This is a genomic window from Streptomyces africanus, from assembly GCF_002150735.1.
GTDB classification, from domain to species: domain Bacteria; phylum Actinomycetota; class Actinomycetes; order Streptomycetales; family Streptomycetaceae; genus Streptomyces; species Streptomyces africanus.
The window spans coordinates 24,753-42,419 of sequence record NZ_MUKA01000100.1; the positions used below are offsets into that span (position 1 = coordinate 24,753).

Sequence of the window (17,667 nt, forward strand, 5' to 3'; positions counted from 1 at the left end):
TGGTAAGAGAAGGAGAGCCCTTTCGTGCGATCGGATGAGCATGCGGAGCCGCCGGCTGAGTCCACCGCGAGGGTCAGCCCCTACGTCCTCTTCCGGCGTAGTCGGCTGCCGGTGACCGAACTGGCGGACCTCCGGTTCGACGAGACCTGGGCGCGGATCGAGGAGAGCCGCCGTCTCCGGGCGGAATGTGCGCGGCGTGCGGAAGAGGTGTCCGACTGTCTGGCCGGGTTCGTCCCGCACGTGGACGAGTCGGTGCGTGCCGATCTCGTCCGGCTGCGCCGTGACGTCTACAACCAGCGTGCCGAGCCGGCGGCGCGGCGGATCGACGTCGTGGAACCGCACCTGGAGAAGGACGCGGTCGCCGGGCTGCGGGAGTGGTTCGGCCTCATTCAGCGGACGCGGCGCTGCGAGGACGAGGCCCAGTCGCTGTTCGACGCGAGGATGCAGACGGCACGCGCCGGTTTCGCCCGGCTCTTCGAGCACGACTCGATGGCGAGGAGCATCCAGCTCTCGGGCGACCAGCTCTACGAGAGCCTGCGCCGGTACACCTCGGGCGAGATGGGTTCGGTCAAGCCGAGCCGGTTGCGCGTCCTTGAGTCCACGCTGGTGAACTTCGCCTATCGCGCCGCGCTGAAGCCGTCGCCCTTCGGCCGGTTCACCGAGGTCGGAGCCTTCCCCACGGATCTTCCCGAGGCCGGGCACGCCGTGTCCGAGCCCCGGACGTACTCGACGTCGACACTGAACCGGGTGCTGGTGAACTGGCTGGTCGCCGGAGTGCGACGGGTCGACGGCGGCATCGACCTGTGCCAGGTGCTGCTGAACTCGTCGCTGCGCGCGGACGACAAGACGATCGAGTTCATCGGGCTGGTCCCCGACGCCGGCGGGCAAGGCCTGTCGGAGACGGTCGTCAGGCTCAAGCGCGACAAGGTCGTCAACCGCATCCTGACCGTCATGGCCTCAGGCACGGCGTCGGTGTCCGAGGTGCTCCGGGCACTGACGGAGCTGACCGGCAACGAGGAGGCCGGCAGGAAGGCCCTGCGGGCGTTGCTGCGGCTCGAGCTGCTGTACGTCAGCCCCGGCTTCGACGAACAGGACCCGGGATACTCCCAGAAGCTGGCGGGGGTGCTGCGCGCCGGGACGACCCCGCCCGTAGCCGCGTTGAGCGGTCACCTCGACACGCTCGTGGAACTGGAAACGGCGCTTTCCGACGCGCCCACGGAGAAGCGCAGGCCGCTGCTGAGCGCCGCGGACAAGGCCCTCACCGGCATCGCCGAGGTCTGCGGGCTGGAAGCGCCCCCCGCTGAGATCTCCCGGGCGCCGGTGTACGAGGACCTCTGGACACCCGACCGTCCCGCCACCTGGAACCGGGAATCCGTGGCCAAGAGCGTCCCCGCGCTGGAGAGCCTGTGGCGTCTGTCGTCGATGCTCGACTACGGCCACACGAAGCGCCTTGGGGTGTACGCCTTCGCGGCGGACACGTTCGGCGACCGCGAGACCGTGCCCTTCCTGACGTTCTTCGAGAAGCTCGTACAGCTCTCGGAGGCCGAGCAGGACGCGGTGTTCTGGGGGCGTTACTCCCCGGCGGCGGAGACCTTCATCGCGCAGCGCGACCAGGCCCTGCGTGACATCGGCGGGCAGCTCGTACCCGAGGACGGCGTCGTCCGGATGACCCCCGAGGCCCTCAAGGACGCGTGCGCGGGCGTGGAGGACTGCGTCGACCCCGACTCGATCACCTTCCGGGTCCAGTTCGCGGGCGGCGCCCCGTCGCCCGACGTCGTGGTGAACGGCGTCCTGACGGGATACGGCGTCTACTTCTCGCGCTTCAGCTCGTTCATCGAGGGCTCGGCCGCCGAGGGCTGGACGCTCCGGTCGGCCGTCCGGGAACACCTCAGGAAGGCATTCCCCGGGCAGGTGGACCTCAACATGGTCGCCGGGCTCAACTTCAACCTGCACCCGCCGCTCACCGACCGGGTGCTGAACTACCCCGGCACCTGGCCCACCTCGCCGGAGATGAAGGCCTACAGCCTCGACAAGCTGATGATCCGGATCGACCACGCCCACCGCGGGCTGCTCCTGTGGGACCCCGAGCTCGACGAGCGCGTCCATCTGACCCCCATGAACTTCCTCCTCCCCATCGTGGTGCCGGTCCTCTACAACCTCATAGAGGTCCTGAGTCCGACCATCCGGTACAACTACGCGCCGATGGACGACATCGGGCGGGCGATGGGTCACCGCGGGTACCCGGGCTCGTCCCCCCGGCTGATGGTCGGCGACGTCGTCGCCAGCCGCAGGACCTGGACGGTGCCGGCACGCGAGATCCCCGAACTGTCCGAGCTGAGCAAGGACTCGTACCCGGCGTTGCTGCGTTTCGACCAGTGGCGCATCGAACAGGGCCTGCCCCAGCACGCGTTCGTCCTGACCCAGCGCCTGGACGAGTACAACCTGCTGTCCGGGCTGGTCGAGGAGATCCCACGGGACTGGACCGACTTCAACCACCTGCACAGGGCCAGTGTCCACAAGCCCATGTACGTCGACTTCCGCAATCCGTATCTGGTCCGCAGTCTCGCGAAGACCGCGCTGACGCGGGACGACGTCTACGTGTCCATTCGAGAGTGCATGCCGGCGACCGACGAGTACGGCGGCTCAGGACCGGCAGCGGCAGAGGAGTTTTTCGTTGAGCTCTACAGGGACTGATCGCGACGCCGAGTGGCGGCCACTCCATATCTATCTGCCGATGTCCCTCCAGCCCACCTTCCTGCGGGACGTGATCCATCCAGTCGTGCGGGACGCCGGGATGCGGGACCGCTTCTGGTACTTGCGGTACTGGCAGGGCGGTCCGCACATCCGGCTCAGGCTCCACCGGGCGTCGGACGAGACCGTCGAGTCGGTGCGCGGCATGCTGGCCGCGGCGATGCCCACGCTCAACGCCGAGCAAGCCTCAGAGTACGAGGAGCAGTCCTCCCTCCAGCCGGGCCTGGCCGATCTCGAAGGGGCGAAGCCCGAGGAGGTCAGGGCGCCGGGCACCATCGAACCCGCCCCCTACTCGCCCGAGTACGCGAAGTACGGCGGGACCACGGGACTCCGCATCGCCGAGGAGCTCTTCCGCTCCACTTCGGCGGCGGTGCTGGATCTCCTCGCCGACCGGTCGGACCGTGAACTCAAGGCGTCGCCGGCGGGTCTGGCCATGCGCATCATGGCCATGTCCCTCAAAGGCTCCGGGCTGGACATGGAGCAGAGCCAGGATTTCCTCAGCGCCTATGAGGAGGACTGGCGCAGGTGGGTGCCGCCCGGTTACGAGGAGAAATGGGCGGCCGTGTACGAGAAGACGCGGAGCAGGGTGACGAACCTGTGCGGCGCGGTCTGGCGCGACGGAGCCACCGACGTCTTCCACGACATCTATGCCACTGCGCTGAATTCCACACTGTCGGTGCAGGAAAAACCGACGGGGAGTGACTTCGCGGAGCTCGCGCTCGAAGGAACCCCGTATGCCGGCTGCCTGGCCAACTACATACACACGACCAACAACCGCCTGGGGATCCTTCCGGCTGCGGAGGCATTCCTGGCGTATGTCATCCGGAGTTCTCTGACCGAACTGCGGGTGCCGCACAGGGCTTGACCGGAGTACAGGAATCCGTTCGTGACTTTTTGGATTTCTTGGCTCTTGTCACCACAACTACCGCTATATGGCGGTAAGATGGAATGGCAATCGAAACCGAAAGGGAGGTGTTTCAAGTGGATGCTGCAGAACAGCTCGACCTGAACGCGCTGGAGATCTCGGATCTGATTGAAGACTCGAGCTACAGCGACGAAACGCTGTCGCAGGTCATGGCGGCCTCGTGCACGACCACCGGCTGTACGACCAGCTCGTCGTCGTCCTCGTCGTCCTGACCGGACAGCTCAACATGTCGCTGTCACTGAGCCACAGTGACGAGACGCTGTCGCAGGCATCGTCCTGCGTCGGCACTGCCTGCGCGACATCATCGTCGTCTTCTTGATGAGGCGGCGAGGATAGTTGCTGTCGCCGGGCGCCATTCAACGAATGCGCGCCCGGCGGCAGCGACGTACCCGGAGGTACGTATTGTGCATGTCTTTGTGACGATCCCCTTAGACGGTGGCGACAGAACGCTGCCGCAGGTGGTCCGCGGTTTCATCACCGACCTGTTCGGGCCGGCCCAGCCCCCCTGGCCGGGTGGCTTCTACTTCGTGCGCACGTGGGACCAGGCGACCGGACGCGACTGTCTGCAGATCAGCCTCGCATCCGATACGGCCACCGCAGGCGAGGCGCGCGACCGGGTCCAACGCGCGGCGGACGGCCACGGCTTGCGTCCGGCCACGGCGGAGGTCCCCTTCGAGGAGATCCCCTCCCCGCTGTGGAACTCCGGGATCGGCGGGGACGGGTTCGACGCCGCGGCGAAGCGGCTCTACCGCGCCGTGGCACCGGTCCTCGCCCGCAGCATGTCGGAGATCGGCGGCGACACGGCCAAGGCCTACCTGCTCGCACTGCGCCTGATGGTCGCGAATTCGGGCGCCACCCTGCTGGAGTCCGAGCAGCGGCAGATGTCGTCCCGCGACTTCGGCGAACTGCTCAGCCTCCGTATGCTCAGTTACCGCTCACACTACGAAGGCGCCAAGACCGCGCAGGCCAAGGACCCCGATGCCTTTGAGCGTCGTTGTGCCGCCTATTACGAGAAATTCGGCTCGGCTGCCCTGGAGTTCATCGGCGACTGTGCGTCAGCCCCGTTGCCCGCCGCCGACGACCAGCCGGCCCGCGCCTGGGTGGACGTCGTCCAGCAGCACTTCGGCACCCTGCGCGACGAATGCCGCGCCGGACTCATCGCCCACGACGGGCCCACGCTCGACGACTTGCACCAAACCCCCGACGCCGCCTTGTCGCGCAGCAGCTTCCACTCGAAGGAACTGTCGCACGAGATGTCGGACCTCCTGCACCGGAACCCGGATTTCCTGGCGTACCGGATTCAGACGAGCCTGCTGTACAGCTGTCTCTACACCATGGGATTCAACCTGGCTGAGCGGTTCCTCTTCTGCTACCTCCTCGCTCGCGCCAACGAGGAGCTGGCAGGAAAGTCGACCGAGGAACTGGCGGCGGGACTTGACGCCGTCGCCAAGGAACTCGCGAACAAATAGCTCTCTTACCGGAATCCGTCTGGATCTGGCTCCGCACGCCTCCAGCTACGCAATGGTCCGGCCGAAATCGACCTCAACGGAGGAGAATCATGCACATTGTGCTCGCTAATGTGCCGTGGAGTCCGATCGGGTTTCCATCTCTGGCACTCGGACTGCTCAAGAGTCTCACGCTAAAGGAATTTCCCGACGCCCAGGTCGACGTGGTGTACGGAAACCTCGACTTCGTGGACTGGATCACCTCGCGCCGTCCCGACTTCAGCTACGAGGACTACCGGTACTACGACCTCGAAAGCTGCTACATCGGGACCGGTGACTGGGTCTTCTCCTCGGCCCTCTACCACGACCCGAAGTGGAAGGTGCCGGAGTTCCTCGAGAAGTTCGGCCCCCAGGCGCCGACCGACCCCGGGCAGGACCTCGCCCACGGAACGACCGTGGAAAGCCGGACGCAGACCACGCTGTGGCTGCACGAACACGCCGAGGAGTTCACCAATGAACTCGCCGAGCGCATCGCCGCCGGCGAACCCGACGTCGTCGGCTTCACCACCACGTTCCAGACGCTCACGGCATCCCTGGCGGTCGCCCGGCGGCTCAAGGAGCTGTCCCCCCGGACGGTGACGGTGTTCGGCGGCGCCAACTGCGAAGGGCCGATGGGCGAGGCGCTGCACCGCAACTTCGGCTTCATCGACTACGTGGTCCGCGGCGAAGGCGAGTTGGCCTGGCCGGGTCTGCTGCGCTCACTGCGCGAGGAACCGGCCTTCGAGGCCGTCCCGGGTCTGTGCTGGCGGGACGAGAGCGGGACCTCGGTGTTCAACGCCGTCAGCACCAAGCCACTGCCGCCGGCCGCGATGGTCCTGCCCCACTACGACGAGTACTTCGCGCAGTTCTCGAAGTCGCACGCCCGGTTCTGGCTGGAGCCCAGGCTGGTCATCGAGAGTTCCCGCGGCTGCTGGTGGGGCGAGAAGCACCACTGCACCTTCTGCGGGCTGAACGGCGCCAGCATGATGTTCCGCAGCAAGCGGCCGGACCAGTTCATCGACGACCTCGTGACGTTGGCGAAGCGCCACCGGATCCTCGACGTGATGATCGTGGACAACATCCTGGACATGGCCTACCTGGACTCGCTGCTGCCTCATCTCGCCGAGGCGGGGATCGACCTGCGCCTGATGTACGAGATCAAGGCCAACCTGCGCTACGAGCAGCTCGAGATCATCTCGAAGGGCGGCGTGGTCTGCATTCAGCCCGGGGTCGAGAGCTTGAGCAGCAAGGTGCTGAAGCTCATGGACAAGGGTGTCTCCGGCTGCCTGAACGTGCGCATGCTGCGGGACGCCGAGTCGCTGGGGCTGACCGTCATCTGGGCCTACCTCTACGGATTCCCCGGGGAGACGGACGAGGACTACGCCAAGATCATCGAGCAGTTCCCGAGGTTGCACCACCTGGGCCCGGCCGGCGGTGACGACCGGCTCGCGGTCCAGCGCTTCGCCCCGTACTTCGAGAACCCCTCGCTCGGCTTCCAGGAGCGGTGGGCGGCCTCTCAGTACGCGCTCACCTACGACCTTCCCGAGAAGGAACTGTTCGACATCGCGTACATCTTCGACGCGACGCACCAGGGCATCGGGAACGACATGGCGTGGAAACTGAGGGTCGGACTCGACGAGTGGCGCAACCAGCACTGGCGCAGCCAGTTGTCCTACTTCGAGACCGACGAGGGCGTCACGATCACCAACACCCGGCCTGGCTTCGACTGGGACGTCGTCCAGCTCACCACCGACGTCGAGCTCGCGCTCTTCCAACTGCTCGACCAGCCGAGGACGCTCCAGTACCTCGAGCGCGAATGCTCGAAGCGGTTCGGGCAGACGGACGTCAGCGCCGTGATCGACCGGTGGATGGAACTGGGCCTGATCTTCACGGACGACGGCCGGATGATTCACGTCGTCACCAGGGACCGCAACCAGAGGTTCATGCAGATCCAGGTGGGCCAGGGGCTGTCGGCATCCGACCGCCCGGCTCCGACGCCCGTGGCGGTGTGAGAGGTGAGTGTGCACGTGCCGACGACGAACGATGTCACGACCATCCCAGGGAGCGGGTTCGACGTACGGTTCAGCCTGTGGCGCCACGGTGCCCGGGGAGTACGGTCCTTGCCGAACATGCACCTCGGCGACGGCGTACTCGGCGGGGACGTCGCGGACGAGGCACGCCGGATCCATGAGTCCGGCGCGCGGTTCGTGTCGGTCGAACCCCTTGTCGACCTCAGCGGGCGGCCCGGGACCGAGCACATGATCCCCGTGCTCTCCTTCATCCGCGAACTCACCAGCTACGGCGTGGAAGTGGACTGGCGGGCGCGCCTGGCGTCGGACGGCCCCGTGTGGTGGGTGTTCGGCCACCTCTTCCCCCCGTCGGTCCTGGAGGGTCCGCGCGGTGACGAGGTGCTGGCCGTCTGGCGGGCGAGGTACCACGTCGGCCGGTGCTTCTTCCGCCGGGGACCCGGATTCCTGCAGATCCGGGACCGGCGCCACGCCGGCTTGCGCCGGCTCACGGTCTCGGACGGCGCCCTCGTCTCCGCGATCGACTCGTTGCTGGCCGACCGCGGCGCGGACTCCATGCCGGACCAGGCGATGTCGGTGTTCGAGAAGCAGCACCTGGTCGTCCGGATCGGCGGCGATGTGTGGTGGGCACCGTACCGGCTGAAGCGCTGGGCGTTGCCGGCCTGGGAGGTGTGAGCGGCGTGTACATCCAGATCGTCATTTGGAATCTGGAGAAGTCGGACGCCACGGTCGAAAGCCTTCGCGAGTACCTCCGTGACTACGCGGTGGACGCGTTCTCCACGCTCAGGGGGATGCGGATGAAGACCTGGTTCGCGGACGCCGAGAGGGGTTACTGGGGCGCGGTGTACCTCTGGGACGGCGTGAACATGCAGAATCCGCTGTCGGTGAGCCGGGCGATCGAACTCATCGGCTATCCGCCGACGTCCACGAGCGTGTTCGCTGTCGAGGCGATCGCGGAAGGCGTCAGCGCCATCGAGTCGTTCGCGGGCGTCGGCCGCGCCTTCGAGGAGGTGTCCGCCGCCGCGGACCCGGCCGGTGAATCGGCGTGACTCGATGCGTCGGTGGTGATCGCCGCCGTGTGCGGTGGTCACCACCGACGTACGCCTACCGGTTGGCCGCGAGATTCCTGTCGATCCGCTCGTGCAGCGCGATTCCGAGAGAGACGGACACGTTGAGGGACTCGGTCGAGCTCATCATGGGGATCGAGACCGAGGCGGAAGACGCCTTCTCGAAGAGGTCGGAAGGCCCGCCCTTTTCGCTGCCGAACAACAGGGCCAGCCGGTCGGGGCTGTCCCCGAGCTGCTTCACGGAGATATCGCCGTCCGCCTTCAGCGTCATCAGCTTCATGCCGCTGTCCCGGATGAAGTCGATGGCCTCCTCGCGCCCGGACAGGACCACGGGAAGCGAGAAGACGTAACCCCGGCTGGCTCGTTGCAGACGCCGGTCCGCGATGCTGGTGATGTCACTGTCGACCAGGATGATCCCCGACGCTCCGAGCGCGAGCGACGTCCGTACGATCGCGCCGATGTTCCCGACGATCTTCACCCCGTCGAGAACGACGACGTCCCCGCTGCGGCTCGCGACATCGCTGAACCTGGCCGGGCGAGGGACGCGGGCGATGCCGAACGTCTTGGCCTTCCGCTCCCCCTTGAACAGCTGGTTGACGATCGAGGAAGCGATGAGGCGGACCGGAATGTTCTGCCGCCTGCACAGATCCAGCAACTCAGGCGGAAAAGGACTGCTGTCGCTGCCGTAGACCTCGATGAACTCCACCCCGGCCGCGATGCTGTGCGTGAGGGGCTCGACGTCCTCGATCAACGTGGTCTTGATGTTGGATCGCGACGGCTTGGTGACGTCGATGATCCGCTGCACCGCCGGATCGGACGGATTGTCGATGATGTCCAGCTCACTCATGGTCGTCCTGTTCTTCCCCGTTCGAGGCCGCGCGGTTCACGATAGCAAGATCTCGTCGGCCCGCGAGCGGCCGGTGCGCCCGAGCCCTAAGGGACTGTAAGGACTTGGTTCCCGGCATTGAGTGAGCCTGTTCGCGCCGTCGACTCTGTGTGCTTCCGGGCCGCAGACAAGGGAGTTCCGATGGCCACACAGACCACCGCCGAGCGTGCGCGGACACCGCGCCGGGACGAACGCAGGGTCGTCAGCAACATCGTGCGCGGATCGATCGGCAACCTGATCGAGTGGTACGACTGGTACGCGTACACCGCCTTCAGCGTCTACTTCGCCTCCGTCTTCTTCCCCTCCGGCGACCAGACCGCCCAGCTCCTGAACACCGCCGCGGTGTTCGCCGTCGGCTTCCTGATGCGGCCGATCGGCGGCTGGGTCCTGGGCCGGTACGCCGACCGCCGCGGCCGCCGCGCGGCGCTGACGCTGTCGGTGACGCTCATGGCGGCCGGTTCACTGATCGTCGCGCTCACGCCGTCGTACGGCTCGATCGGGGTCGCCGCGCCGATCCTCCTGGTCACCGCACGGCTGCTGCAAGGCCTCTCGGTGGGAGGCGAGTACTCGACCTCCGCCACCTATATGTCCGAGGTGGCCTCGCCCGGCCGCCGCGGCTACTACTCCAGCTTCCAGTACGTCACCCTCATCGCCGGCCAGCTGACGGCGCTCGCCCTGCAGATCGTCCTGCAACAGGTGCTCAGCGCCGCGCAGATGGAGTCCTGGGGCTGGCGGATCGCGTTCGTCGTCGGCGCCGCCGGGGCGGTGGTCGTGCTGTGGCTGCGGCGCGGCATGGACGAGTCCGAGAGCTTTGAGCGTGCCGCGTCGGAAGGCGAGCAGGAGAAGAGCGGCCCGGCCCGCGGCAGCCTGCGGCTGCTGCTGTCCTACCCGCGCCAGTGCCTGGTCGTCGTCGGGCTGACCATGGGCGGCACGCTGTTCTTCTACACGTACACGACCTACCTGCAGAAGTTCATGGTCAACACCAGCGGCATCGCCAAGCCCACGGCGGCCTGGATCAACTTCTTCGCGCTGCTCGTGTTCGTCGTGCTCCAGCCGGTCATGGGCCTGCTCTCCGACCGGGTGGGGCGGCGTCCCCTGCTGATCGCGTTCGGGGTGCTGGGCACCGTGGTGGTGGTGCCCTCGCTGACCCTGCTGTCGCACACCAGCGACCCGGTGTACGCGTTCGTGCTGATGGTCGTGCCGCTGGCGGTCAGTTCCCTGTACACCTCGATCAGCGCGGTGGTGAAGGCCGAGCTGTTCCCCACCTCGATCCGGGCGCTCGGCGTCGGCCTGCCGTACGCGCTGACCGTGGCCGTGTTCGGCGGGACCGCCGAGTACGTCGCCCTCTGGTTCAAGAACGCCGGACACGAGAACTGGTACTTCTACTACGTCACCGCCTGTGTCCTGATCTCGCTGCTCGTCTACATTCGGATGCGCGAGACCTCCGACGCGTCGCCGCTGGACGAGGACGCTTCCCGGTCTCGCGACTGACGAGGCGGGAAGGAGGCGACCGTGCGGGTGCTGCTGGCCGAGGACGACGACGGCGTGGCGGGCGCGCTGACCGAGGCGCTGTACGACAACGGTCACCTGCCGGCCCATGTGCGGCGCGGTGAGGACGTGCTCGCCCGCCACCGGCAGGCGGACCTGCTGCTGCTCGACCTCGGCCTGCCCGACCTGGACGGCCTGGAGGTGCTGCGCAAGCTGCGCGCGGTCAGCGCCCTGCCGGTGGTGGTGCTCACCGCACGCGGCGACGAGCGGTCGGTGGTGCGCGGTCTGCGGCTGGGCGCCGACGACTATCTGGTCAAGCCGGTCCGGCTGGCCGAGCTGCTGGCCCGTATCGAGGCCGTCACCCGCCGCGCCACGGCACCCGCCGCCCCGGCGCCGCGCACCGTCCGCGTCGCCGACGTCGAGGTCGACCTCGACGCGCGCCGGGTGACGGTCGGCGGCACGGAGGTGCGGCTGACCGCCAAGGAGTTCGAGGTCCTCGCCGCGCTGGCGGCCCGGGCCGGCACGGCGGTCAGCCGCCAGCAGCTGATGGACGAGGTGTGGGGCGACGCCTTCCTCGCCGTGTCCCGCTCGCTCGACGTGCACCTCACCCAGGTGCGGGCCAAGCTCGGCCGCCCCGAGGTGCTGACCACCATCCGCGGCTTCGGCTACCGCTTCGGCGACTGAGCCGGTCACAGACGGCAGGCCCTGTTCATGCGCACCCGCGTCCTCACCGTGGTCCTGGCCTTCGTGGTCCTCGCCGTGGCCGGCTTCGCCGTACCGCTGCTGGCCGTCACCGCCGCGCAGCGCACCCAGCAGCTCGTCGCGGCGCGCACCGCCGACCTCGACCGCTTCGCCGGGCTGGCCGAGCAGGCCGCCGAGAGCGACGACACCGGCGCGCTCACGGCCGACGTGCGCCGCTACACCGAGCTGTACGGCGAGGCCGTCGTGGTCGTCGACGCCCGCCGTGCCCCGCTGGTGCAGACGGGCGGCCTGCGCGCAGCCGACCCGGGCGTCGCCCGGCTCGTCGACGCGGCGTTGCGCAACCAGCCCGTGTCGCCCGGGGGGACGCTGCGGCCCTGGTCGCGGGCCGACCGGCTGCTCGCCCGTCCCGTGGGCACCGGCACCAGGGTGTCCGGCGCCGTGGTGCTGCGGGCCTCGGTGCGGGCCGCCGCGGACGACATCGCCCTGCGGTGGGCGCTCGTGCTGGCAGGCGCCGGGCTGTTCGCCGTGGCCTGTGTGCTGCTCGCCCGCCGGGCCACGCAGTGGGTCGTACGGCCGCTGCACCGCCTCGACCGCGCGGTCGGCGCGCTGGCCGCCGGCCTGCCGCCCGAGCACGCGCGGGCCGGCGGCCCGCCGGAGCTGCGCCAGCTGGCCACCGGCTTCAACCGGATGGCCGACGCGGTCACCACCGCGCTGGAACAGCAGCGCCGGCTGGTCGCCGACACCTCGCACCAGCTGCGCAACCCCCTGGCCGCCCTGCGGCTGCGCATCGACTCGCTCCAGCCCCATCTGCGCACCTCCGCCACCCGCACCTACACCGGCGTGACCTCCGAACTCGAACGCATGGAGCACCTCCTCGACGACCTGCTCACCCTGGCGAACGCCGAGCACCGCGCCGGTGAGCTGGCCGTCACGGACGCGGGGGAAGCGTGCTGCGACGCGACGGCGGTCGCCGCGGCCCAGGTCCGGTTGTGGCAGCCGGTGGCCGAACAGGCCGGAGTCCGCCTGGAGTTCGTCCCCGGCCCCGCCGTCCTCATGGCCTGCCCGGAGGGCGAGCTGGCCCAGGTGGCCGACATCCTCTTCGACAACGCGATCAAGTACGCGGGACGGGGTGCCCGCGTGGAGGCCCGCTGCTTCACCGACGGCGTGGACGCGGTGTGCGAGGTGCGGGACGACGGGCCGGGCCTGGACACCGGTGAACTCCCCCGCGCGGGCACCCGTTTCTGGCGCTCGGAACGGCACCGCGAGGTACGCGGCAGCGGCCTCGGCCTGGCGATCGCCGAGCGACTGGTGGCCGGTCACGCCGGACACGTGGAGTTCACGGCGGCCGAACCGCACGGCCTGCGCGTCCGGGTCGTCCTCCCGAAGGGACACACGGCATGACCGGCCCCGCCCGCCCCCCGACCCGGCGCGCCGTCCTGCGTGTCGGCCTCGGCGCGGCCGGCGCCGGCCTGCTCGCGGGTTCCGCGGCGGCGGACGCGCGGCGCGCGGACAGCGGCCCGGATGGGGTTCTGAGGGTCGCGACCGGTGAAACGGACGGGTTCTACGCGGCCTTCGGCCGGCTGCTCGCGACCCAGGTCACGGCCGCCTACCCCCGGCTGTCCTGCGAGGTGGTCCACAGCGAGGGCAGCGTCGCCAACGTACGGCTGCTCCGGGCCCGCCGGGCCGACGTGGCCCTGGCCCTGTCGGACATCGCGTGGGCGGCGTACGGCGGCACCGCACCGTTCGGCCACCGCGTCCCGCTGCGCGCGATCGGCAGGGTCTACGAGAACTACGTCCAACTGGCCGTGCGCGCCGAGGCGCCCCTCCACAGCGTGTCCGACCTGGCGGGCCGCACCCTCTCGCTGGGCGCGCCCGCGTCCGGCGGTGCCGTGCTCGGCGACCGTCTGCTGCGGGCCGCGGGCCTGACCCCCGGCACCGACGTACAGGTCCGGCATCTGCTGATGCCCGAGGCGGCCCGCGCGATGCGGGCCGGCACGATCGACGCCCTGCTGGTCGCGGGGGGTGTGCCGCTCCCCGTGCTCTCCGGGCTCGACACCCGCCCGGGCATCCGTCTGCTCCCCCTGTCCGGCCTGCTGCCGCGGCTGCGCGCCGGCCTCGGCCCGGAAGGGTCGGGCCTGGAGGCGGTGACGGTGCCGGCCGGGGCCTACCGGGGGACCCCCGAGGTCCGCACCATCGGCGTCGCCAACCTGCTGCTGTGCCGGCCCGGCCTCCCCGACCCCGTCGCCGCCGCCCTCACCCACGTCCTGGTCCGCCGGGCCACCCGCCTCGTCCCCGCCCCGGCCCTCGGCACCCAGTTCCTCGACGCCCGCAGCCTGATCTCCACCGGCGCCGTCCCCCTGCATCCAGGGGCGGTCGCCGCCTATCGCGAACTGCACGGCTAGCGACGCTAGGATCATGGTCATGGCCCTGACCATGAACGACCTCGACCGGTTCGAGGCAGCCAGGCCCCGCCTGGAGGCCATCGCCTACCGTCTCCTGGGTTCCGCGAGCGAGGCCGAGGACGCCGTGCAGGAGACCTTCCTGCGCTGGCAGGCCACCGACGTCGACCGCATCGAGGTCCCCGAGGCCTGGCTGACGAAGGTGCTCACCAACCTGTGCCTCAACCAGCTCACCTCGGCCCGCGCGCGCCGCGAGACCTACGTGGGCCAGTGGCTGCCCGAGCCGGTGCTCGCCGGGGACCCGATGCTGGGCCCGGCCGACACCGCCGAACAGCGCGAATCGGTCTCGTACGCGGTCCTCGCCCTGCTGGAGCGCCTCTCCCTCAACGAGCGGGCGGTGTACGTCCTGCGGGAGGCGTTCGACTACCCGCACCGGGAGATCGCCGAGATCCTCGACATCACCGAGGCCGCCAGTCAGCAGATCCTCCACCGCGCCAAGAAGCACGTCGCGGACGGCAGGGCCCGCACCGAGGTCGACGAGGCCGCCGCCCGGCGGATCGTCGACGAGTTCCTCGCGGCCGCCACCAGCGGCCGGACCGAGCCGCTCGTGCGGCTGCTCACCCAGGACGCCATCGCGGTCGGCGACGGCGGCGGGAAGGTCCCGGCCCGCGCCAAGGCGTTCGAGGGTGCCCTCGCCGTCGCGAAGTTCATGCGGGGCCTGTTCAAGCCCGGCAAGGCCAAGCGCGACCTGGTCGGCGGCTCGCCCGACGTCTACGCCACGACCGCCAACGGCGGCCCCGCCCTCGTCGTGGTCCTCGACGGCCGGGTCATCGGCGTCATGTGCCTGGAGATCACCGCCGAGGGCATCGCCGCGTTCCGCAACCAGGTCAACCCCGACAAGCTCGAACGCGCGACCAGGCGGTGGGCGGCCTCCGACCACGGCGATCCCCTGCTCACGGTCTTCTGACCCCGGCCGACCATGATGTGACGTGCTTCACACCTCCTTCCTGTCAGGAAACGGCGGGCTGCCCGGTTCAGGGGGCGAGTCCCGCTCAAAGACAGGAGTCCGGAAATGCAGCACCGCATCGTCGTCCTCGGAGCCGGCTACGCCGGAGCCATCGCCGCCGGCCGCCTCGCCAGGCGGCTGCACCGTGAAGACGTCGCCATCACCCTCGTCAACGCCGAGCCCGACTTCGTCGAGCGGGTCCGGATGCACCAGCTCGGGGCCGGCCAGGACCTCCGTCCCCGGCCCCTGGGCGAGATGTTCGCGGGCACCGGCGTCGCGCTGAAGATCGCGAAGGTCACCGGCGTCGACGTCGACCGCAAGGCCGTGGCCGTCGTCGACGCGAGCGGCCCCGGCGAGCCGGAGGCCGGGGAGCTGGAGTACGACACCCTCGTGTATGCCCTCGGCAGCGGCTGGAACGACCAGGGCGTCCCCGGCGCCGCCGAGCACGCCCACCAGATCGCCGGCCGGCCCGGCGCACTGCGGCTGCGCGAGCGCCTGGCCCGCCTGGACGCCGGAACGTCCGTGGTCGTGGTCGGCGGCGGACTCACGGGCCTGGAGGCCGCGACCGAGATCGCCGAGGCCCGCCCGGACCTCGACGTCGCCCTCGCGGCGCGCGGCGAGCTCGGTGACTGGCTCTCGCCCAAGGGCCGCCGGCACCTGCGGAAGGTCTTCGACAAGCTCGGCATCACCGTCCACGAGCACGCCCTGGTGACCGGTGTCGAGGCCGACCGGGTCGGTACCGCCGGCGGCGAGACGATCCCCGCCGCGGTCACCGTGTGGACCACCGGCTTCGCCGTCCACCCGATCGCGCGGGCCACCACCCTGGACGTCACCGACACCGGCCGGATCGTGGTCGACGGGACCATGCGCTCGGTCTCGCACCCGGACGTGTACGCCATCGGCGACGCGGCCCTGGCCATGGGCCCGGGCGACAAGCCGCTGCGGATGTCGTGCGCCTCCGGCACGCCCATGGCGTGGCAGGCGGCCGACGCCATCGCGGCCCGCCTGACCGGCGGGAAGCTCCCGAACGTGCCGCTGCGTTACTTCAACCAGTGCATCTCGCTGGGCCGCGGGGACGGCCTGATCCAGTACGTCACCGCCGACGACCGCTCCGTCCGCGCGGCCCTGACGGGCCGGCTCGCCGCCGTCTACAAGGAACTGGTCTGCAAGGGCGCGGTCTGGGGCGTCGCCAACCCGATGCTCGGCCTGCCGGCCCGCCGCCGTCACGTCGTGCGGCAGCCGGCCCGGGCGGGCTCGCCGGTCGGCACGGCGGCCTGACGGCGCGGCGACGTCGTACGCCACGCTCGGGGTGTCGTGTTCGTTCCCCGCGGCCACGGGCTGACGAGGCGGTTTCCTCAGCCGCGCATCCCGAACAGGAAACGCGTCACCCGCGTCCTGCGCACCAGCAGCTCGTACGCCGCGAGCGTCAGGGCGAGGGAGATCGTCACCAGCACCACGTACTCGACCGGAATCGGCGCCGCCCAGCCCACCACGAAGTAGGCGACGGCGACGACGATCGGCTGGTGGAGGACGTACAGCGGAAGGACGGCGGCGGCGAGGTACCCGTACACGCGCTGACGCCTCGTCGGAGGAGTCGGAGCCGCCGGGGGCCGGGGCCCCTGGCGTGGCTGTCGGCGGGGGCGGTCGAGGAGGCCCGGGATGGCGACCACCAGGCACCAGCCCGCCGCCCCGAACAGGGCCCGGGAGGCGACGGCCAGGGGGGTCGCCTCCGTGAAGGGGTCGTCGGCCGTGGTGAAGCCCGGGGCGGCAGCCGTGAAAAGGAGGGCGCCGAGGCAGGCCGCGGAGCGTGCGTCACGGCGCATGACGGTGCGGAAGCGAGGGTCGGTGGCGAGAGTGAAGCCGGCGGCGAAGAAGAGGAGGTACGACCAGCGGTGCCAGCCCGCGTAGTCCTCCTCCATGCCGGCGAAGGCGCAGATCGCGGCGAAGGCGAGGGCCGGGAGCAGTACGACGCCGCGCCGGCGCAGGGTCACGGCCGCCACGCGGTCGGCGAGCCGGCGGAAGGGCTCGTGGGGCAGGAAACGGTGGAGGGGCGCCAGCATCAGGGAGAACGTCAGCAGCAGTACGACGAACCAGAGATGACCGGTCTCGAAGTGCTCCCCCTGGACGAGGAAGGGCAGTTCGTCGAACTCCACGTGCACGTCGAAGAAGCGGGGCAGGAAGTGGAGGTACGACTCGTCGTAGTCCGGGTCGGACGAGCGCAGCCGCAGCCACTGCGGGAGGGGGTTCAGCAGGAGGGTCCCGAGGAGCAGCGGGATGCCCAGCCGAAGCAGGCGCTCTGCGGCGAAGGTGCCCGCGCCACGGCGTTGCAGCGAGTGCCGGGCACCCAGGCCGGAGATCAGGAACAGCAGCGGCATCGCCCAGACGACCCCGAATCCGGCGATGACGGTGATGACTTCGGTGGTCTCGGCGTTCCTGACGTAGAAGTCGCCCTCGGTCGCGAACACCAGCGCCGAGTGGAAGAAGACCAGCCCGATGACCACCACCATCCGCATTACGTCCAGCTCCGGACGCCGCCCCTGCGGTAACCCCGCCTGTGGTGACTCCGTACGCGTCGCCATGCCGCGCCCTCCCCCGATTCGCGTGCGTTCCCACAGTGTTGGGCGGCCGGCCGTCGAGGGCCATACCCGCGGCCGAAGACGTGGTGCGACTCGGCGCGAGCGCCATCCGTCCGGGGTGCTCACGCTGCGGTCAACTGTTCGACGGCATCCCAGAGTTCGCCGTCGCGCCGCGGGTCGCAGGACTCCTCGGACCAGGGGTCCACACGGTTGCGGTCGGCGCAGGAGCCGGCCGGCGCCCCGGTCGTGCCCAGGACGACGTCGGCGAGGCAGCGGCCCGCGGCGTTGCGGCCGGTGGCGAACGGGGTGAGGGCCATCAGCGGCAGGATGCGCCGCATGGCGAAGCGGGAGACGGG

The 17,667-nt window shown here is 69.9% G+C and carries 16 protein-coding genes; 13 read left to right on the forward strand and 3 right to left on the reverse strand.

Features of this window, described 5'->3' with window-relative positions; genetic code table 11:
• Window positions 1-24: 24 nt before the first annotated feature.
• From CCL05_RS15345 to CCL05_RS15375, 7 genes are all read left to right on the forward strand, one after another.
• Window positions 25-2,694, forward strand: a complete 2,670-nt coding sequence (locus CCL05_RS15345; RefSeq protein ID WP_086561061.1) for a lantibiotic dehydratase — start codon at window positions 25-27, stop codon at window positions 2,692-2,694.
• A complete protein-coding gene (locus CCL05_RS15350) occupies window positions 2,675-3,616 on the forward strand; it encodes a thiopeptide-type bacteriocin biosynthesis protein (RefSeq protein ID WP_086561062.1) in 942 nt (313 codons plus the stop codon). Before CCL05_RS15345 ends, CCL05_RS15350 begins: the two co-directional genes overlap by 20 nt.
• Window positions 3,617-3,699: 83 nt before the next feature.
• Window positions 3,700-3,888 (forward strand): thiocillin/thiostrepton family thiazolyl peptide, encoded by a 189-nt coding sequence (locus CCL05_RS15355; protein WP_086561063.1) that lies wholly within the window; start codon window positions 3,700-3,702, stop codon window positions 3,886-3,888.
• Window positions 3,889-4,092: 204 nt separating this feature from the next.
• Window positions 4,093-5,145 carry a hypothetical protein gene (locus CCL05_RS15360; protein ID WP_208641518.1) on the forward strand — a complete coding sequence of 351 codons (1,053 nt, stop codon included), beginning with the start codon at window positions 4,093-4,095 and terminating at the stop codon, window positions 5,143-5,145.
• Between the two features lie 89 nt (window positions 5,146-5,234).
• On the forward strand, window positions 5,235-7,172 hold the full coding sequence (locus tag CCL05_RS15365) for a RiPP maturation radical SAM C-methyltransferase (protein WP_086561065.1): 1,938 nt from the start codon (window positions 5,235-5,237) through the stop codon (window positions 7,170-7,172).
• Window positions 7,173-7,289: 117 nt separating this feature from the next.
• Window positions 7,290-7,862, forward strand: a complete 573-nt coding sequence (locus tag CCL05_RS15370) for a DUF5825 family protein (protein ID WP_244204283.1) — start codon at window positions 7,290-7,292, stop codon at window positions 7,860-7,862.
• 5 nt (window positions 7,863-7,867) lie between these two features.
• Window positions 7,868-8,236: a hypothetical protein gene (locus CCL05_RS15375; RefSeq protein ID WP_086561067.1), complete on the forward strand. Its 369-nt coding sequence runs from the start codon at window positions 7,868-7,870 to the stop codon at window positions 8,234-8,236.
• A 55-nt stretch (window positions 8,237-8,291) separates the two neighbouring features.
• Here the strand turns inward: CCL05_RS15375 and nshR are convergent, their stop codons facing one another.
• The gene (nshR, locus tag CCL05_RS15380) at window positions 8,292-9,101 is read right to left on the reverse strand and encodes an NshR/TsnR family 23S rRNA methyltransferase (RefSeq protein ID WP_086561068.1); all 810 of its coding nucleotides are present in this window, start codon (window positions 9,099-9,101) and stop codon (window positions 8,292-8,294) included.
• Window positions 9,102-9,281: 180 nt separating this feature from the next.
• Between nshR and CCL05_RS15385 the strand changes: the two genes are divergently transcribed.
• From CCL05_RS15385 to CCL05_RS15410, 6 genes are all read left to right on the forward strand, one after another.
• Window positions 9,282-10,631 (forward strand): MFS transporter, encoded by a 1,350-nt coding sequence (locus CCL05_RS15385; protein ID WP_086561069.1) that lies wholly within the window; start codon window positions 9,282-9,284, stop codon window positions 10,629-10,631.
• A 21-nt stretch (window positions 10,632-10,652) separates the two neighbouring features.
• The gene (locus tag CCL05_RS15390) at window positions 10,653-11,312 is read left to right on the forward strand and encodes a response regulator transcription factor (RefSeq protein ID WP_086561070.1); all 660 of its coding nucleotides are present in this window, start codon (window positions 10,653-10,655) and stop codon (window positions 11,310-11,312) included.
• 27 nt (window positions 11,313-11,339) lie between these two features.
• Complete coding sequence (locus CCL05_RS15395) at window positions 11,340-12,731, forward strand: sensor histidine kinase (protein ID WP_086561071.1); 1,392 nt, start codon at window positions 11,340-11,342, stop codon at window positions 12,729-12,731.
• The gene (locus CCL05_RS15400) at window positions 12,728-13,732 is read left to right on the forward strand and encodes a TAXI family TRAP transporter solute-binding subunit (RefSeq protein WP_086561072.1); all 1,005 of its coding nucleotides are present in this window, start codon (window positions 12,728-12,730) and stop codon (window positions 13,730-13,732) included. Before CCL05_RS15395 ends, CCL05_RS15400 begins: the two co-directional genes overlap by 4 nt.
• A gap of 19 nt (window positions 13,733-13,751) precedes the next feature.
• A complete protein-coding gene (sigJ, locus tag CCL05_RS15405) occupies window positions 13,752-14,696 on the forward strand; it encodes an RNA polymerase sigma factor SigJ (RefSeq protein WP_086561073.1) in 945 nt (314 codons plus the stop codon).
• 105 nt (window positions 14,697-14,801) lie between these two features.
• Window positions 14,802-16,013, forward strand: coding sequence for an NAD(P)/FAD-dependent oxidoreductase (locus tag CCL05_RS15410; RefSeq protein WP_086561074.1), 1,212 nt, complete (start codon window positions 14,802-14,804; stop codon window positions 16,011-16,013).
• A 77-nt stretch (window positions 16,014-16,090) separates the two neighbouring features.
• On the opposite strand, the gene CCL05_RS15415 is transcribed toward CCL05_RS15410, so the two are convergent.
• Together CCL05_RS15415 and CCL05_RS45585 are read right to left on the reverse strand one after the other, a co-directional pair.
• On the reverse strand, window positions 16,091-17,314 hold the full coding sequence (locus CCL05_RS15415; protein ID WP_086561075.1) for an acyltransferase family protein: 1,224 nt from the start codon (window positions 17,312-17,314) through the stop codon (window positions 16,091-16,093).
• 119 nt (window positions 17,315-17,433) lie between these two features.
• Window positions 17,434-17,649, reverse strand: coding sequence for a hypothetical protein (locus CCL05_RS45585; RefSeq protein ID WP_208641520.1), 216 nt, complete (start codon window positions 17,647-17,649; stop codon window positions 17,434-17,436).
• Between the last annotated feature and the right edge of the window lie 18 nt (window positions 17,650-17,667).